The sequence below is a fragment of the Caballeronia sp. GAFFF1 genome (assembly GCF_023630705.1).
Lineage (GTDB): Bacteria > Pseudomonadota > Gammaproteobacteria > Burkholderiales > Burkholderiaceae > Caballeronia.
In genome coordinates this window covers 30,506-46,168 of record NZ_JALQEM010000031.1, presented here as the reverse complement: position 1 = coordinate 46,168, position 15,663 = coordinate 30,506, and the positions used below count along the sequence as shown (strand labels likewise).

The 15,663-nt window shown below is 64.0% G+C and carries 20 protein-coding genes; 14 read left to right on the top strand and 6 right to left on the bottom strand.

What is annotated here, in order from left to right:
* Window positions 1–63 precede the first annotated feature (63 nt).
* Window positions 64–531 carry a hypothetical protein gene (locus tag NCR37_RS17095; protein ID WP_250474043.1) on the bottom strand — a complete coding sequence of 156 codons (468 nt, stop codon included), beginning with the start codon at window positions 529–531 and terminating at the stop codon, window positions 64–66.
* 178 nt (window positions 532–709) lie between these two features.
* Between NCR37_RS17095 and NCR37_RS17090 the strand changes: the two genes are divergently transcribed.
* Complete coding sequence (locus tag NCR37_RS17090; RefSeq protein ID WP_248323117.1) at window positions 710–862, top strand: hypothetical protein; 153 nt, start codon at window positions 710–712, stop codon at window positions 860–862.
* A 56-nt stretch (window positions 863–918) separates the two neighbouring features.
* On the opposite strand, the gene NCR37_RS17085 is transcribed toward NCR37_RS17090, so the two are convergent.
* Window positions 919–1,512, bottom strand: coding sequence for a DUF3005 domain-containing protein (locus NCR37_RS17085; RefSeq protein WP_250474042.1), 594 nt, complete (start codon window positions 1,510–1,512; stop codon window positions 919–921).
* Window positions 1,513–1,792: 280 nt separating this feature from the next.
* Here NCR37_RS17085 and NCR37_RS17080 point away from each other — a divergent pair, with 280 nt between their 5' ends.
* Window positions 1,793–2,026, top strand: coding sequence for a DUF6566 family protein (locus NCR37_RS17080; protein WP_175942044.1), 234 nt, complete (start codon window positions 1,793–1,795; stop codon window positions 2,024–2,026).
* Between the two features lie 165 nt (window positions 2,027–2,191).
* The gene (epsC, locus tag NCR37_RS17075) at window positions 2,192–3,187 is read left to right on the top strand and encodes a serine O-acetyltransferase EpsC (RefSeq protein WP_250474041.1); all 996 of its coding nucleotides are present in this window, start codon (window positions 2,192–2,194) and stop codon (window positions 3,185–3,187) included.
* 48 nt (window positions 3,188–3,235) lie between these two features.
* On the opposite strand, the gene folE is transcribed toward epsC, so the two are convergent.
* The 3 genes from folE to NCR37_RS17060 form a co-directional block, all read right to left on the bottom strand.
* Entirely contained in the window at window positions 3,236–3,886 is a 651-nt protein-coding gene (gene folE / locus NCR37_RS17070; protein ID WP_250474040.1) for a GTP cyclohydrolase I FolE, read from the bottom strand.
* 114 nt (window positions 3,887–4,000) lie between these two features.
* Complete coding sequence (locus tag NCR37_RS17065) at window positions 4,001–4,453, bottom strand: VOC family protein (RefSeq protein WP_250474039.1); 453 nt, start codon at window positions 4,451–4,453, stop codon at window positions 4,001–4,003.
* A 23-nt stretch (window positions 4,454–4,476) separates the two neighbouring features.
* Entirely contained in the window at window positions 4,477–4,899 is a 423-nt protein-coding gene (locus NCR37_RS17060) for a YybH family protein (protein ID WP_250474038.1), read from the bottom strand.
* 113 nt (window positions 4,900–5,012) lie between these two features.
* Between NCR37_RS17060 and NCR37_RS17055 the strand changes: the two genes are divergently transcribed.
* The 5 genes from NCR37_RS17055 to NCR37_RS17035 all read left to right on the top strand — a co-directional run bounded on the left by NCR37_RS17055 (window position 5,013) and on the right by NCR37_RS17035 (window position 10,388).
* Window positions 5,013–5,648, top strand: coding sequence for a TetR/AcrR family transcriptional regulator (locus NCR37_RS17055; RefSeq protein WP_250474037.1), 636 nt, complete (start codon window positions 5,013–5,015; stop codon window positions 5,646–5,648).
* A gap of 138 nt (window positions 5,649–5,786) precedes the next feature.
* Window positions 5,787–7,664, top strand: coding sequence for an ABC transporter permease (locus NCR37_RS17050; RefSeq protein WP_250474036.1), 1,878 nt, complete (start codon window positions 5,787–5,789; stop codon window positions 7,662–7,664).
* Window positions 7,661–8,446 (top strand): ABC transporter ATP-binding protein, encoded by a 786-nt coding sequence (locus NCR37_RS17045; RefSeq protein ID WP_250474035.1) that lies wholly within the window; start codon window positions 7,661–7,663, stop codon window positions 8,444–8,446. The genes NCR37_RS17050 and NCR37_RS17045 overlap by 4 nt, the downstream gene beginning before the upstream one ends.
* The gene (locus NCR37_RS17040) at window positions 8,443–9,150 is read left to right on the top strand and encodes an ABC transporter ATP-binding protein (RefSeq protein WP_250474034.1); all 708 of its coding nucleotides are present in this window, start codon (window positions 8,443–8,445) and stop codon (window positions 9,148–9,150) included. The genes NCR37_RS17045 and NCR37_RS17040 overlap by 4 nt, the downstream gene beginning before the upstream one ends.
* A 32-nt stretch (window positions 9,151–9,182) precedes the next feature.
* Window positions 9,183–10,388 (top strand): ABC transporter substrate-binding protein, encoded by a 1,206-nt coding sequence (locus tag NCR37_RS17035; RefSeq protein WP_250474033.1) that lies wholly within the window; start codon window positions 9,183–9,185, stop codon window positions 10,386–10,388.
* Here NCR37_RS17035 and NCR37_RS17030 read toward each other — a convergent pair whose 3' ends face one another.
* Entirely contained in the window at window positions 10,389–10,973 is a 585-nt protein-coding gene (locus NCR37_RS17030) for a DNA-3-methyladenine glycosylase (protein WP_250474237.1), read from the bottom strand.
* Window positions 10,974–11,007: 34 nt separating this feature from the next.
* Between NCR37_RS17030 and NCR37_RS17025 the strand changes: the two genes are divergently transcribed.
* The 6 genes from NCR37_RS17025 to NCR37_RS17000 all read left to right on the top strand — a co-directional run bounded on the left by NCR37_RS17025 (window position 11,008) and on the right by NCR37_RS17000 (window position 15,651).
* Entirely contained in the window at window positions 11,008–11,454 is a 447-nt protein-coding gene (locus NCR37_RS17025; RefSeq protein ID WP_250474032.1) for a low affinity iron permease family protein, read from the top strand.
* Between the two features lie 534 nt (window positions 11,455–11,988).
* Window positions 11,989–12,114 carry a hypothetical protein gene (locus tag NCR37_RS17020; protein WP_371747449.1) on the top strand — a complete coding sequence of 42 codons (126 nt, stop codon included), beginning with the start codon at window positions 11,989–11,991 and terminating at the stop codon, window positions 12,112–12,114.
* Between the two features lie 76 nt (window positions 12,115–12,190).
* A complete protein-coding gene (locus NCR37_RS17015) occupies window positions 12,191–12,700 on the top strand; it encodes an A24 family peptidase (protein WP_250474031.1) in 510 nt (169 codons plus the stop codon).
* A gap of 12 nt (window positions 12,701–12,712) precedes the next feature.
* The gene (gene cpaB, locus NCR37_RS17010; RefSeq protein ID WP_250474030.1) at window positions 12,713–13,690 is read left to right on the top strand and encodes a Flp pilus assembly protein CpaB; all 978 of its coding nucleotides are present in this window, start codon (window positions 12,713–12,715) and stop codon (window positions 13,688–13,690) included.
* A 43-nt stretch (window positions 13,691–13,733) separates the two neighbouring features.
* On the top strand, window positions 13,734–15,266 hold the full coding sequence (locus tag NCR37_RS17005) for a type II and III secretion system protein family protein (protein WP_250474029.1): 1,533 nt from the start codon (window positions 13,734–13,736) through the stop codon (window positions 15,264–15,266).
* 10 nt (window positions 15,267–15,276) lie between these two features.
* Complete coding sequence (locus NCR37_RS17000; RefSeq protein WP_250474028.1) at window positions 15,277–15,651, top strand: CpaD family pilus assembly lipoprotein; 375 nt, start codon at window positions 15,277–15,279, stop codon at window positions 15,649–15,651.
* Window positions 15,652–15,663: the final 12 nt, after the last annotated feature.

The following is a 15,663-nucleotide window of genomic DNA, read 5'->3' as shown; positions in this document are numbered from 1 at the left end:
GGAGAACGGCAACGCATTGTGCACGCGCAAAGGCTCGATGAAAAGCCGCGGCAGTAAGGGGCGTCAGGCGGCCCGGCGCGCGGGCATCGGCGAGAGCAGGAACAACGACGCCGCGAGACGGCACGCGAGCGTCAGCCCCGACACCACGGCCGCTGCGGGGAAGACGTGCCATTGCAGCGCGAGCGTCGGCGCAACCAGCGCCACCGTGACGAAGCCGAGCGCGACGGTCAGCCAGCGCGCCCATTGCAGGCGAGAGGCGACGCACAGATACAGCAGGCCGACGAGCACGCGCGACACGATCGACGCCGCGACCGGATGGCTTGCCGCATCGCCCGGAAAGCCCATGGCGAGCGCGAGCCCGAGTTCCGCCCACGACAGCGCATACGCTGCCCCGAGGCACGCGAGCGCCGACTTGAACCGTTGCTGCGCCGCGCTGCGTTCGGGTGCGGCGGGACGCGCTTCGCGCAGTGCCTCGTCGTCGCCGGTCTCATCCGTGGCGTTCAGGCCGTCGTAGGTCTGACTCGTGGTCATCGCCTTCCCCTTTATTCGAATGTATGCGGTCCCAGATTCTTGTCGTTCGTTTTGCTCGAATAAGAGCAGAAGGCATCTCGCAATCGCTGTGCCTGCCTCGCGCCCCGTGCGGAACGATGTTTGCTGCACATCTGGCGACGTATCCTCGCTAGCCGAGCCACGACAAAAGGAGCCGACCATGAGCAACACCAAAGAGCAGAACCCGACTTCCGAGCGCGATGAAGACACGGTCGACAAGGCCGTGGAAGACACGTTCCCGGCCAGCGATCCGCCGGCAACGGGCGGCGTGACCCGCATCGAGACGGACGACGAGAAGGACGAAAAAAAGTAAGCGCAGCGAGGGCGGCCGCGCCGGACCGCGCGGCCACCCGATTTCTCAGAGGCCGTTCAGGGCTTTTCGATCACGATCAGCCGCGACGGCCGCAAGTGGTTCAGCGCATAGTGCGTGCGCCCCTCCAGCGTATGGCCGTGGGCATCGCGCGCGACGAAGCGCAGATGTTGCTCGACGTCCGGCACCGCGGGCGCGACCATTCCCCGGTCGATGACGCGATACCCGTTCGCCACCGCCAGCGCGAAATCCTTCTGCCCCGGACGGCTGTCGAAACCAGCCAGGACGCCGCTCGCCTCCGGCACATGATTCGATAGCGTGGCATTCGAGAAGATCACGGCGTCGGGATCGCGGGCGAGCATTTCCGCTTCGCGTTTCGCGTGAATGTTCTTCGCGTCAGTATCGACGGTGTCGTCGAGCGTGTCGTCGTTGAGCACATCGATGCCACGCGGCCGGCGCGGCACGGCATCGGTCACCGCCGCCGGTTCCGGCTCGGCTTGCGGAGTGTGCGGGCGCGCGTCTCGGCCGGACTCTGCCGCTTTCGCATCGCTCATGCGGATATGCGCCGTCTCCGTCGACGGCGTCTTGATGGGACTGTCGGCCGCCCGGCCGGCTTGCCTGTCTTGCGGCTCGTTGGATTCGGCGTTGTTCATCGCGCGTTCCTCCTGCAAACAAAGAAGGGCTTGGCAAGAGTCGTTCCGGCTATTTAGCGACGGAACGGTCGCCCTCGTCTGATGGGCATGGTCCCGACCGCCCAAAATTTCGCGGGCGATTTCCGAGACTAAGGGCTTTCACTACCAGTATTATTTGTAGCTTGTCGCCGGCAAAGCGCAATAGGGCAACGCGAGCAATACAGGAGGGCGCGTTGAGGACACCTGCCGGCGTGAGAGCAATGCCATTCGAAAGAGCAGGGCACTTTAAGACGGGTGACTCATGCAACACGATGCCGCCTTTTCGCATAGAGGCTATCTGCTGAACTGCGCGCCCGCACGGACGGCAGAAGGCACGTACCAACCTTACGTGGTGATCTCGCGATCGAGTGACGGCGAACTGGTCGCGAACCGCTTCTTTCCCGCGGACTTGCGCTTTCGAAGCGAAGACGAGGCTATCGCGCACGCGCGCGACTGGGCCGTGCGCTGGATCGACGCGAGCCACGTCACGGTATAGCGCCCGGCGCAGCGCACATGGCTTGCAAACGATTGCGCGCAACGTATGCTGGACGTGCGGCGCGCGCGTTGCGGCACGGTCGGTCGAAACCGGGTACTCTTGGCGTTCGTCCGCCGCGCTGGCCACGGCGGTTGTCACCATCGCTTAGAGATTGATACGCAGAACATGGCTTCGCCCAGCAGATCCGTGCCGCCCGGCACTTCGCCCGAATCTTCCGGTGCCGTCACCGCTCCCGCACCGCGCGAATGGGGCTTGTCGCGCATCGTGGCGGAGTTGCGCGAGTCGCGCGAACAACTGCATCGCACGAGGCATCCGCTCGGCATCCGCGAGCTGCCGTCGCGCGACGCCATCGTGAAGATCGTCAACGGGCTGCGCTCCGCGCTCTTTCCGACGCATTACGGCACGCCCGATCTCACCGACGAAAGCGTGGATTACTACGTCGGCCAGACGCTCGAAACCACGTTGCGCCTGCTGCACGAGCAGATTCGCCGCGCCTTGCGCTTTCTGCCGGAAAATCGCGAGACGAGCGACGCCGACCTGAGCGCGAAGGCGTTCGAGACCGCGCGGGAATTCGGCGCGCAACTGCCCGCGATCCGGGCGCTGCTGGTGTCGGACATTCTGGCCGCGTTTTCGGGCGATCCGGCCGCGCAGCACATCACCGAGATTTTGCTGTGCTATCCCGGCGTGTGGGCCATGATGCATCATCGGCTCGCTCATGCGCTGCATCGTCTGGGCGTGCCGCTGCTTGCGCGCTTCATCAACGAGATCGCGCATTCGCTGACGGGCATCGACATTCACCCGGGCGCGACCATCGGCCCGAGCTTTTTCATCGATCACGGCACGGGCGTGGTGATCGGCGAGACGGCGATCATCGGCGAGCGCGTGCGGGTTTATCAGGCGGTGACGCTCGGCGCGAAGAGCTTTCCTGCCGGTGGCGACGGCATGCTCGTGAAGGGCAATGCGCGGCATCCTATTGTCGAGGACGATGTCGTGATCTACGCGGGCGCGACCATTCTCGGGCGCGTCACCATCGGCAAAGGTTCGGTGATCGGCGGCAACGTCTGGCTGACGCATAGCGTTCCGCCGGGCAGCAATGTGTCGCAAGGCAAGGTGCGCGAAGGCACGGGCGCTAATGCGCCGCGCAACGGCTTCGGCGCATGAAACACAAAAGGGCCGCGGCGCGGCCCTCTCACGTTTTCGTTAGCCTCTTCAGGTATTCGACACGCTGAAGCCGGACTGCTGTCCGACGATGGCGAGAAACTCACGCCGCGTGGAAGGGTCGTCGCGGAACGAGCCGAGCATGCGCGAGGTCACCATCGAGACGCCCGCCTTGTGCACGCCGCGCGTGGACATGCACTGATGCGCGGCTTCGAGAATCACGCCGACGCCGAGCGGTTGCAGCACTTCTTCGAGCGTATCGGCGATCTGCGCGGTCATCTTCTCCTGAATCTGCAGGCGCTTGGCGAAAGCATCGACGAGACGCGCGAGCTTGGAAATGCCGACGACGCGCTTGTTCGGCAGATACGCGACGTGCGCCCGGCCGATGATCGGCACCATGTGATGCTCGCAATAGCTCTCGAAGCGAATGTCCTTGAGCACGATCATCTCGTCGTAGCCCTGCACCTCGGAGAACGTGCGCGCGAGAATCTCGTGCGGGTTCTGCGCGTAACCGGCGAAGAACTCCTCGTAGGAGCGGACGACGCGCGCCGGCGTGTCGAGGAGACCTTCGCGGCGCGGATCGTCGCCGGCCCAGCGCAGGAGCACGCGCACGGCGGCTTCGGCTTCCTCGCGCGTCGGACGATCGGCTGATTCAGCGGGCATGTCCGAGCCGGTGAGATGATGGGTGTGCGGGGCGCTCATGAAAGCTCCTGTCGGTCTATGTTCGGATATCAGCCGACATTGTTCCACGTTTTCGAATGCCCTTATGCGCGTCAGGTGTTTCAGGCTGTTACGCCCCGCATTTTTCGCCGACCATCACGCGGGCTTGTGCTCCACTCCGCCCAACACCATCCACGACACGCCGAACATGTCCTGAACCATGCCGAAGCGTTTAGCGAAAAAGGTCTGCGTCATCGGCATCTGAACCTGTCCGCCCTTGGCGAGCGCATTGAAGTACTTCTCGGCCTGCTGCTCGTCGTCTGCGGTGAGCGAGAGCGACACGCCCTGAAAATTCGGCTTGCCGCTGCACATGCCGTCGGACGCCATCACCGTGGAATCGCCGATGGTGAACGCGGTATGCATGATCTTGTCTTCGGAGCCGGGCGGCATGCTGCAGCCGCTCGCCGCTTCGCTGCCGCCTTGCTTGCCTGCGTCCGGATTGTCCCGGTAACGCATCGTCATCAGCACCTGTGCGCCCAGATGCTCGCGATAAAACGACACGGCTTCTTCGCAGCGGCCTTCGAAAAACAGATACGGTTGCACTGTCATGTCTGCTCCTTGGGTGAGGACGGTCAGGATGCTTCGTCGGGGTCCATGTCCATCATGAGCGGCACGGACGCGTGTTCGTGCACCACGCGCCAGTCGCCGCCGATCTTCCGGAAACACACGGTCGCGCGCACGATGTCGTCGCGCCCGCCCGCCGCCACGCGGTTGAGCGAGTGCGCGTGCGCCAGCTCGCCGCTGACCGCGATATGCATGTCCACGATGTCGAACGCGAGCGGGCCGCTGATGCTGTCGAACCAGCGTTGCCAGTTCTCGCGATAACGCTCCACTCCGGTCATCGAAGCGGGCGGCACGACATCGAACACGACGACATCGGGCGCGTAGTGCGCGACGAGCGCCGCTGCGTCCTTTCCCAGCACGGCTTGCCGCCAGGCTTCCGTCAGCTCGCGGATACGCGCTTCGTCACGCGCACGATCGTTCTCGTCGTTCATGTTCGCTCCCTTCGACGGACAAATTCGACTTGTGTACAGCGTCCACAAAAAATAGCAGAGATAATGGACAGTGTCCACATCGGACCGTCACCGTCGAGATAACAAGAAATCCCATGAAAAAAACCAGGCCGCGAAACACTTACAGACACGGCGACCTTCGGCGCGCGCTCATCGACGCGGGCATTCAGCTCGCCCGCGAAGGCGGCCCCAATGCGATCGTCCTGCGCGAAGCAACGCGCCGTGCGGGCGTCGTGCCGAATGCGGCGTACCGGCACTTCGAAAACAGGGACGCGCTGTTGTCCGCGGTGCGCTCGGCGGCGCTGTCGTCGGTGGCCGAAGCGATGGAAGAAGAACTGGCCGCTGGCCCGAAGAAGCGCCGTCGCGCCGATGCCGCCCGTGCCGGACTGCGCGCGATCGGCGCCGGCTATTTACGCTTCGCCCAGGCGGAAACGGGTTTGTTTCGCACCGCGTTCGCTGCGGCGCAGGCGGAGTGGAGAGAGCACGATGAACCGTACGGAGCGGGGCCGAGCGGTCTGGACCCGTTCCAGCTCTTGAGCCGCGCGCTCGATGAGATGGTGGAGGCGGGCGCGCTCGATGCGCGGCGTCGGCCCGACGCGGAATATCTCGCGTGGAGCGCGGTGCACGGCTTTGCGCTGCTGCTGATCGAAGGGCCGCTGCAAGGGCTGGGCGCGGAGTCGGTCGAACCGCTTGCCGCGCGGCTCTTGTCGATGGTGGAGAACGGCTTGTGACCCGACCGCGCGAGTCATCACGGCGCCGGCTTTTTGTCGTATAGGGAAGAGGGCGCGCAATTCACCGATAATGTCGCCTCGTCGCCGCTTGCTCCCTTAGCCGTCAACCATTCAGCAATCAAGCTCGTCACGCGCCCGATGTTCGCCAACCTGCTCGTTCAACTCGTCAATGGCCTGGCCGATGCCTGCGCGCTCTTTCTCGTCGCCTCGGGACTGTCGCTCATCTTCGGCGTCACGCGCATCGTCAACTTCGCGCACGGCTCGCTGTACATGTTGGGCGTCTATGTCGCCTATAGCCTGACGAGCCGGTTTGGGGCGAGCATCATGGGTTTCTGGGCGTCGATTGTCGGCGCGGCGCTGATCGTCGGCGCACTGGGCGCGATCATCGAAGTCGGTGTGCTGAGACGCATCTATCGCGCGCCGGAGCTGTTCCATTTACTCGCGACGTTCGCGCTCGTGCTGATATTGCGCGACGCCGCGCTTTACGTATGGGGACCGGACGATCTGTTCGGGCCGCGCGCGCCGCATCTCGGGGGCGCCGTGCCATTGCTCGGACATGCGTTGCCCGTCTATGACCTGGTGCTGATCGTGGCCGGTCCGCTCGTGCTGGGCGTGCTCTGGTACGCGCTCACACGTACGCGCTGGGGCACGCTGGTGCGGGCCGCGAGTTCCGATCGCGAAATGCTCGGCGCGCTAGGCGTGAATCAGGCGTGGCTGTTCACCAGTGTCTTTTTCGCGGGCGCATGCCTCGCGGGCCTCGGCGGCGCGCTGCAGATACCGAGGATGCCGGCGAATCTCTCGCTCGATATCGACACCATCGGCAATGCGTTCGTGGTTGTCGTGGTCGGCGGCATGGGCTCGATTCCGGGCGCGTTCGTCGCGGCATTGTTGATCGCGGAGATCAAGGCGCTGTGCATCGGCATCGGGCAAGTATCGGTGTTCGGTATCGCGTTCTCACTGTCGAAGTTTACGCTCGTCGCCGAATTCGTTTTGATGGCCGTCGTATTGGTGTTTCGTCCGTGGGGCTTGTTCGGGCGCCCGCAGACCGTTGCGCGAACCGCCGCGCCCGCGGACAGGCCGCTTTTACCCGCAACGCGCCGCGTCAAGGTCGGCTGGGCCGTCGTCGTCTTGCTGCTCGCGCTCGCGCCTTTGGGAGCCGGCGCTTTCCCGTATCTTCCCGTGTTGATGGTCGAAGTCCTGATCGCCGTTCTCTTCGCCGCGAGCCTGCATTTCATCATGGGACCGGGCGGCATGCATTCGTTCGGACATGCGGCTTATTTCGGACTGGGCGCTTATGGCGCGGCGCTTTTTCTCAAGGCGCTGGCCTTGCCGATGGAAGCGGCGCTCGCGCTCGGGCCACTCGTCGCGGGCATCGGCGCGATCGTGTTCGGATGGTTCTGCGTGCGGCTATCCGGCGTTTATCTCGCGATGCTGACGCTCGCGTTCGCGCAGATCGTGTGGTCGATCGTCTATCAATGGGATGCGGTCACAGGCGGCAGCAACGGGCTACTCGGCATGTGGCCGTCGCCGTGGCTATCATCGCCCGTTGCGTTCTACTACCTCACGCTCGTTGCCGCGATAGCCGGCGTATGGCTCTTGCGACGACTGCTCTTCGCGCCGCTCGGATTCGCGATGCGCGCGGGCCGCGATTCGCCGTTGCGCGCGGAAGCAATCGGCATCGACGTCGCCCGCGTGCAATGGATCGCCTTCGTCGCTGCTGCGCTCGTATGCGGGCTCGCGGGCTCGCTGTACGCATTCTCCAAAGGCAACATCTCGCCGGAAGCCGTTAGCGTCGGTCGCTCCGTGGACGGTCTCGTGATGGTGCTGCTCGGCGGCATTCAGACGCTCGCGGGACCCATCGTCGGCGCGGCGGTATTCACGTGGTTGCAAGACACGGTGGCGCGGCAGACCGACTATTGGCAAGCGTTGCTCGGGGCAGCCATTCTCGTGCTCGTCGTGGCGTTTCCGCAAGGCATCGCGGGCTTCGTGCGTGACCGGTTCACGGAGGCGCAATGACGCTTCTGCGCATCGACAAACTATCCAAGTCCTTCGACGGCGTGAAGGCCGTCAACGACGTGTCGTTCTCGGTTGAAGCAGGGCAACTCCTCGCGTTGATCGGCCCTAACGGCGCCGGCAAGTCGACGTGCTTCAACATGATCAACGGGCAACTCAAGCCCACGTCGGGCACCATTCATCTGGACGGCCACGACATCACGGGAAGACGTCCGCGCGATATCTGGCGGCAGGGCGTCGGCAGGACGTTTCAGGTGGCCGCTACGTTCAACTCGATGACGGTGCTCGAAAACATGCAGATGGCGTTGCTCTCGCACGAGCGGCGCGCGTTCGGCTTCTTCTCGCGCGTGGCGTCATCGCATGAAGACGAAGCCATGGCATTGCTCGATCTCGTCGGCATGGCGGCGCACGCGCGGCGCAGTTGCGCGGTGCTCGCATACGGCGACGTCAAGCGCGTGGAACTGGCGATGGCGCTATCCAACCGCCCGAAACTGCTGCTGATGGACGAGCCCACGGCGGGCATGGCGCCCGAGGAACGCAACGCGCTCATGGCGCTCACCGCGCGTCTTGCCAGGGAGCGCAACATGGGCGTGCTCTTCACCGAACACAGCATGGATGTGGTGTTCGAACATGCCGATACGCTGGTGGTGCTGGCGCGAGGGCAGTTGATTGCAGAAGGCGACGCCGATGCGATCCGCAACGACGCCCGCGTGCGCGAGGTCTATCTGGGCACGGGCGCATCGTATGCGCCGCGCGCCGTTTCAATCGACGGAGCCGCGCGATGACGCTCTTGCGTGTCGATGCGCTGAATGCGTTCTATGGCCGCGCGCAGATTCTGTTCGATGTCGCGCTCGAAGTCGGACAGGGCGAGGTCGTCGCGCTGATGGGCCGCAACGGCGCGGGCAAATCCACGACCATGAAAGCCATCATGGGCCTGCTGCCGCGCGTGACCGGCACGGTCATGTTCATGGGCGAGAACATATCGGGAATGGCGCCGTATCGCATCGCGCGACGCGGGCTTGGGTATGTGCCGGAAGATCGCCGCATCTTCGGCGACCTGACCGTCATGGAGAATCTGGAGACGGGCCACCAGCCGCCGCGCGAAGGCGCGCCGCAATGGACGCCGGACACGCTCTTTCGCGTCTTCCCGAATCTCGGCGAGATGCGCGGGCGCCGCGCGAGCCGCATGAGCGGCGGCGAGCAACAGATGCTGACCGTGGCGCGCACGCTGATGGGCAATCCGCGTGTCGTGTTGCTCGACGAGCCGTCGGAAGGCGTGGCGCCGGTCATCGTCGAGCAGATGGCCGATATGATTCTCCGACTGAAGCGCGAAGGGCTCGCGGTTCTGCTATCGGAGCAGAACCTGCACTTCGCTGAACTCGTCAGCGACCGCGTGGTTGTGCTGGAGAAAGGCCAGGTTCGCCATGCCGGAGCGATGCAGGCGTTCGTTCGCGACGATGCCGCTCGCCGCGCTTATCTGGGCGTTTGAGCCCGAAGCATATCGTTAGAGGAGAAGCATCGATGATTCATCAAGCAAGAAAAGTGCTGCGCGCGAGCGTGGCTGCCCTCGCGGCCGTCGCGGCCTGCGCCGCGCACGCCGACAGCATCAAGATCGGCGAGATCAACAGCTATAAGGCGCAGCCCGCGTTTCTCCTGCCCTACAGAAACGGCTGGAATCTCGCGCTCGATCAGATCAACGCGGCAGGCGGCATCGACGGCAACAAGCTCGAAGTCGTTTCCCGCGACGACAACGGCAATCCCGGCGATACCGTGCGTGTCGCGCAGGAACTCGTTTCACGGGAGCAGGTGAAGCTCTTGTTCGGCGGCTATCTGTCGAACACGGGCCTCGCGCTCGCGGACTACGCGAAGCAGCGCCGCATTTTCTTCCTCGCCGCCGAACCGCTCACCGACAAGATCGTCTGGCAGGACGGCAACAAATACACGTATCGCCTGCGGCCATCGACGTATATGCAGGTGGCCATGCTCGTCCCCGAAGCAGCCAAGCTCAAGAAGAAGCGTTGGGCGCTCGTCTATCCGAATTACGAGTACGGTCAGTCGGCCGTGGCGACATTCAAGCGCTTGCTGAAGGCCGCGCAGCCCGATGTCGAGTTCGTCGCGGAACAGGCGACGCCGCTAGGCAATGTCGATGCAGGCGCCGTCACGCAGGCGCTTGCCGATGCGAAGCCCGACGCCATCTTCAACGTGCTCTTCAGCGCGGACCTCGGCAAGTTCGTTCGCGAGGGCAATACGCGCGGGCTCTTCAAGGATCGCGCGGTGGTGTCGCTGCTGACGGGCGAGCCCGATTATCTCGATCCGCTCGGGGCGGAAGCGCCGGTCGGATGGATCGTCACGGGCTACCCGTGGTATGCCATCGACACACCGGCTAACAAGCAGTTCGTCGCGGCTTATCAAGCGAAGTATCACGACTATCCGCGCCTGGGCTCGGTTGTCGGATATACGGCGATGATGTCGCTCGCCAATGGCCTCAGGAAAGCGGGCAGCACGGACGCGGACAAGCTCGCCGCCGCATTCAAGGGCTTGCCGGTGAACACGCCGTTCGGTCCTATCGTCTATCGCAAGCAGGACAATCAATCGACGATGGGCGCTTATGTCGGCGTCACGGCACAGAAGGACGGCAAGGGCGTGATGACGTCGTTCCGCTATATCGACGGCGCGAGCGTCCAGCCCTCGGACGAAGAAGTGCGAAAGCTGCGCCCGGCGGACTGATCACGCCTTGGGAAAGGGCTTGCTGACGAATTTCGATCCGGCAAGCCCGAAGCGCCACGGAACATCCATCGCCTTGCTGATGCCGATGCGCGGACCCGTGACGACATCGCATGCCTCGTCGGGCGGCTGAATATCGAAAGGCGCTTCGAGCAGCGACGCGCCGTTGTCCTTGTGCGTGATGCCGAGCGCCTGCGCGAGCCGCCCGGGCCCCGAACACAGCAGCTTGAGCGGTTCGACGCCGCGCCGCTGGCGCATGACGTCGATGCCGGTCAGCGGCTCGATGGCGCGGATCAGCACGCCGGCGCCGTGGCCTGCTTCGCGGCATACGAAGTTCAGGCACCAGTGGATGCCGTACGACCGATAGACGTAAGCATGCGCGGGCGGCCCGAACATGGACGCGTTGCGCGGCGTGGGGCCGGAGAACGTGTGCGAGGCGGGATCTTCGCGGTCATAAGCTTCGGTCTCGACGATGCGCCCGCCGACGCCGTCCACGGTGAAGATGGCGCCGATCAGGCGGCGCGCGACTTCTTCCGATGCGGCGGAGAAGTCGATGAAGGGATGTTTGATTTTGGGGCTCACAGGCATCATTCTAATCAACGACGCTCACAGGAGACGCGCGATGAAAAAGTCTTGGTTCCTCAGATTCTCCAATGCGCTATCGCACGTCACGGGCCGGGCATCGACGTTCGTCATCGCGGTCGTGCTGGTGATCGCGTGGGCGGTCTCCGGACCGCTCTTTCACTTCAGCGATACGTGGCAACTCGTCATCAATACCTCTACGACCATCGTCACGTTTCTCATGGTCTTTCTGATTCAGAACACGCAGAACCGCGACACGGCGGCCATGCAGATCAAGCTGGACGAACTCATACGCGCGACGGAGCGTGCGCATAATGCGTTGCTGGATTTGGAGGAGTTGGATGAGAAGGACCTCACGCGTTTCCGCAAGCGTTACGAAGAACTTGCGGAAAGAGCGCGCGGCGAATTGCGCTCCACAGACGGTGGACAGGACATCGACTTGTCGGGCTTCGATCGGGAAGACGATAAAAAGCATACGCTGACATAACGCCCGCGAATCGCAAGCGCAAACAACGTCGCAGCAAAGCGACGGTGGATCTCGCCGGTTGCAGCCCTTGCACATCGAATCGGCGGCACTACGTATTGATTTCCGACCTCGCCAGTAACCGGGAATGAATATGCGCAGTGCTTTGCTTTCTTTCCTTTCGGCGGGCTGATTACCGCAAACGTTTTACCTTTCATCGGGCCGCGCAATGCGGCTGTCGCTGCACGGCGCCGTACGAACGCGTTGCCAGACGTCCGAGTACGAAATCGCCGGTTGCCCTCCACTGAATTCCACGACGAACCTAAAGTTTCCCGCCTTCGGGCCGTTAGCGAAGGAACACACGTCCGCTAAAACCTCGAATTGAGGGTTGTTCAGGCCTCTGAACGACGCTGTCGTAGCACCGAGGTGTAGCTAGGATGTGTCGTGTCCGGCGCCTCTCTCACCGGAAAACCACACGTTACCTCAACTCGTATCAAGGGAATAAAAATGCTCAAGTTTGCGAAAGCTTTTACGCGTGATGAGCGCGGCGTCAGCGCCATGGAATACGCAATCCTCGCCGGCATCATCGTCGTGGCGCTGACCGCGTCGATGACGTCGTTCAAGACCGCGTTCACGGGTCTGTGGACGACCATCACGACCAAAGTCAACAACGCAGGCCAGTAATAGCCGTACCTCCGGAGGCCCGGATGTTTTTCGTCCGGTTCTCCGCTCCATTCCCAACTCACCTCGCGGCTTCATCGTGCTGACCTTGTCCATCGCCATTCGTCTCGTCGTCTTCTGCGCGCTCGTTTTGCTCGCGGTCATCGACATTCGTTCACGGCGACTGCCGACGAACATCGTCCTCGTGATTGGCGGACTGTTCTTCGTGGACGCTGTCCTGCGCCAGATGCCGCTCGACACGATGATCGCCCACCTCGTGGTCGCCATCGGCGTGTTCCTCGTCTGCGCGCTGCTGTTCGCGGCGCGGATGCTCGGCGGCGGCGACGCCAAGCTCGCGGCGGTGATCTTTCTCTGGGCGGGCGTCGGCCTTTCGCTGCCGGCACTCAGCCTCATTTCAGTGACAGGCATGTTCGTGTCGCTGATCAGTCTTGCAACGCGAAACATGAATCCCGACCGCCACGCGATGCCCATGCGCGCGCTGGCGTTGTTCTCCGGAGCGCGCGGCGTGCCTTACGGCGTCGCGCTCGCCTGTGGCGGCATCGCTGTCATCGTGCTGCCCGTTGTGCTTCCCTTGATCTTGACGCGATAGGACGGCGTCGCTATGTCCAACATCATCAAATTTGCCGTGCTGCTCGTCGGCGCACTTCTCATCGCGCTGATCGTGCGCGTCGTTGTCGCCAGCTCGTCCAAACCGAGCGAAGTCAAGATCACCACCGCCAAGGTGCAGGTGAGCGCGGCGGACCTGCCGCAGGGACTTCTGCTGCGCGATGAAGACATCGGCTGGAAAGCGATCCCCGCCACCGAGGTGCCGGCGAACGCCATCGTGCAGGGCGCGCCGGGTTCGGCAGACCTGAAGGGCGCGCTGCTGCGCCATCCGGTGACGAGCGGCACGATTCTCACCGGCGACGACGTCATTCTGCCGAGCGCGCCGGGTTTTCTGGCCGCTACGCTGAAGCCGGAAATGCGCGCCGTGTCGGTCGCCGTGGACGATGTCTCCGGCAACGCCGGCCTGATTCAGCCGGGCGATTACGTCGATCTGTTGCTGACACAGCAAATGGACCGGCGCACGGATTCGCCGGACCTCGCGGTATCGAGCGAAACGGTGGTGGAGCACGTCCGCGTGCTGGCGGTCGGTTCCGAAATCAAGCGTCCGAAGAACAACGGCGCGGCGCCCGAAACGGTGACGCCCGCCCGCACGGTCACGCTGGAAGTCACGCCGCGCATGGGCGAAGTCGTCGCGGTCGCCGCGCGTCTGGGCAGTCTGTCGCTCGCGCTGCGCAGTTTCGCGACGGTCACCCGCGACCCGGCGGCATCCGCGGCTATCCCCGTTTCGTCGGCGGAACGCGCGCCGATCTGGGCCGGCGACATTTCGCGCGCGGTACGCGCGCTGCCCCATGCCCGCACCGCTGAGGCGAGCACGGGCGGCCCGTCCGCGCCGCCGCTTCCCCACACGGTGACGGTCTACCGCGGTTCTGAAAAGACGGACAACTCTGGGGGTGCTGCGGGGAGCGCAACCACGTCGGTTGCGGCAAATTCCGTCGCTGGCGCGCCTCCGCTCCCTACAGTCCCCGCGCGTTGATGCCGTAAGCACGGGTACAGAGTGAATCGCCAGGTATACAGTCATGAATAAGCAGTCGAGTTCGGTTCTTGTCGATGCAAACGTTGCGGCGAAAGCCGTGGCGTGCGCGGGCGCGCTGTCCGCAGCACTTGCCGCGACGCTGCCCGCGACGTCGAACGCCGCCGAACCGCCGCAGACCGCGCAGCAGGCCTATCAGGCACAGGCGCGCGTCGCGAACCGGAAGGCTCTGCCCGCCGCGGCCGACGCGACGGCGGCAGCCGATAGTTACAGTCCCCTCAACATCGACGCGGGCAAGGGCACGCTGCTGCGCCTGAACGAAGAAGCGTCGTCCGTGTTCGTCGCCGATCCGACGGTCGCCGATGTGCACGTTCCGTCGCCTAAAGCGGTGTTCGTGCTCGGCAAGAAGTCCGGCACGACGACGCTCTACGCGCTCGGCGCGAACAACAAGCCGATCCTGCAACGCACGATCGTCGTCGCGCGCGACATGATGCTCCTGCGCAGCACCATCGCGAGCCGCTTCCCGGACCTCAACGTCCAGATCGGCACGACGCTCGGTTCGCTCGTCCTGACCGGGCAGGTTCATACCTCGCTCGAAGCGGATGCCGTCGTGCAAGCCGTCACGCCGTTCCTCGCCGACAAGGAAGTGCTGGTCAACCGCATGACGGTGGATCGTCCGCAGCAGGTTCAGTTGCGCGTGCGGATCACGGAAGTGGACCGCAACATCACGCAGCAGCTCGGCATCAACTGGCAGTCGATCGGCAATGCGGCGGGCAATTTCTTCGGCGGCATCTACAGCGGCCGCTCGATCTACAACCTGACGCAGCCGCTCACCAATGCAGCCGGCCAGACGACTTATCCCGTCAACCTGCCGAGCAACAACGCGTATTCGCTGTTCGGCGCGTTCCGCACGAACAACGTCGACATCCGCGCGATGATCGATGCGCTGAATCAGGAAGGCTTGCTGACCGTGCTCGCGGAGCCGAATCTCGTTGCGCTGTCCGGTCAGACGGCGAGCTTCCTCGCGGGCGGCGAATTTCCGATTCCGGTCTCGCAAGTCAACGGCGCGATCTCGGTCGAATTCAAGCAGTTCGGCGTGAAACTGGATTTCACTCCGACGGTGCTCGACGAGCATCGCATCAGCCTGAAAGTGCGGCCGGAAGTGAGCCAGATCGATACCTCGGTGAGCGTGACGACCAACGGCATAACGGTGCCGGGCCTCTCCGTGCGCCGCGCCGACACCACCGTGGAACTGGGCAGCGGCCAGAGTTTCGCTATCGGCGGCCTGTTGCAAAGCAATACGCAGGACATCGTTTCCCAGGTTCCGGGTCTCGGTTCGCTGCCGGTGCTGGGCAAGCTGTTCTCGTCGACGAACTACCAGAACAACAAGACCGAACTCGTGATCATGGTGACGCCCTATATCGTCGAGCCGACCGATCCCGCGAAGCTGCGCTCGCCGCTCGATTCGCTGATCTCGCCGAGTTCGGACGTGGAGTACGGCTTCCAGCGCCGCACGGGCACCGACGCGCCTTCGGCCGGCGAACCGCGTCTCGTCGGCGCGGCCGGATATGTCTATTGAGCGCATTGCCATGAAACACGCACGCATTCTCACGCTTTCTCTTTCCTGCGCGATCGCGCTCGGCGCAGCGGGCTGCTTCAAGCCGCCGCGCAACATGCCCAACGAAACGGTCATCGGTTACGACGGCCGCTCGGCCACGCCGCCCGATTGCGAAAGCCTGTCCCGCGCCTCGCTGCTGACGGATGCCGGCATTCGCCGCCCGAGCATGCAATGGGGCTGCGCGACGTACACGAATCTCGCCGCCCAGCTTGCGCATCCGGAAGACATCGTTCATCCGCGCACGCTCGGCCCCGCCGATGCAGCCGTTGCCGCAAGCGCCGCGCATCGTTACCAGACCGAACACGTGATTCCGCTCGACAAGAGCACGTCGCGCGACGCCAAGTGATGCATGCCATCT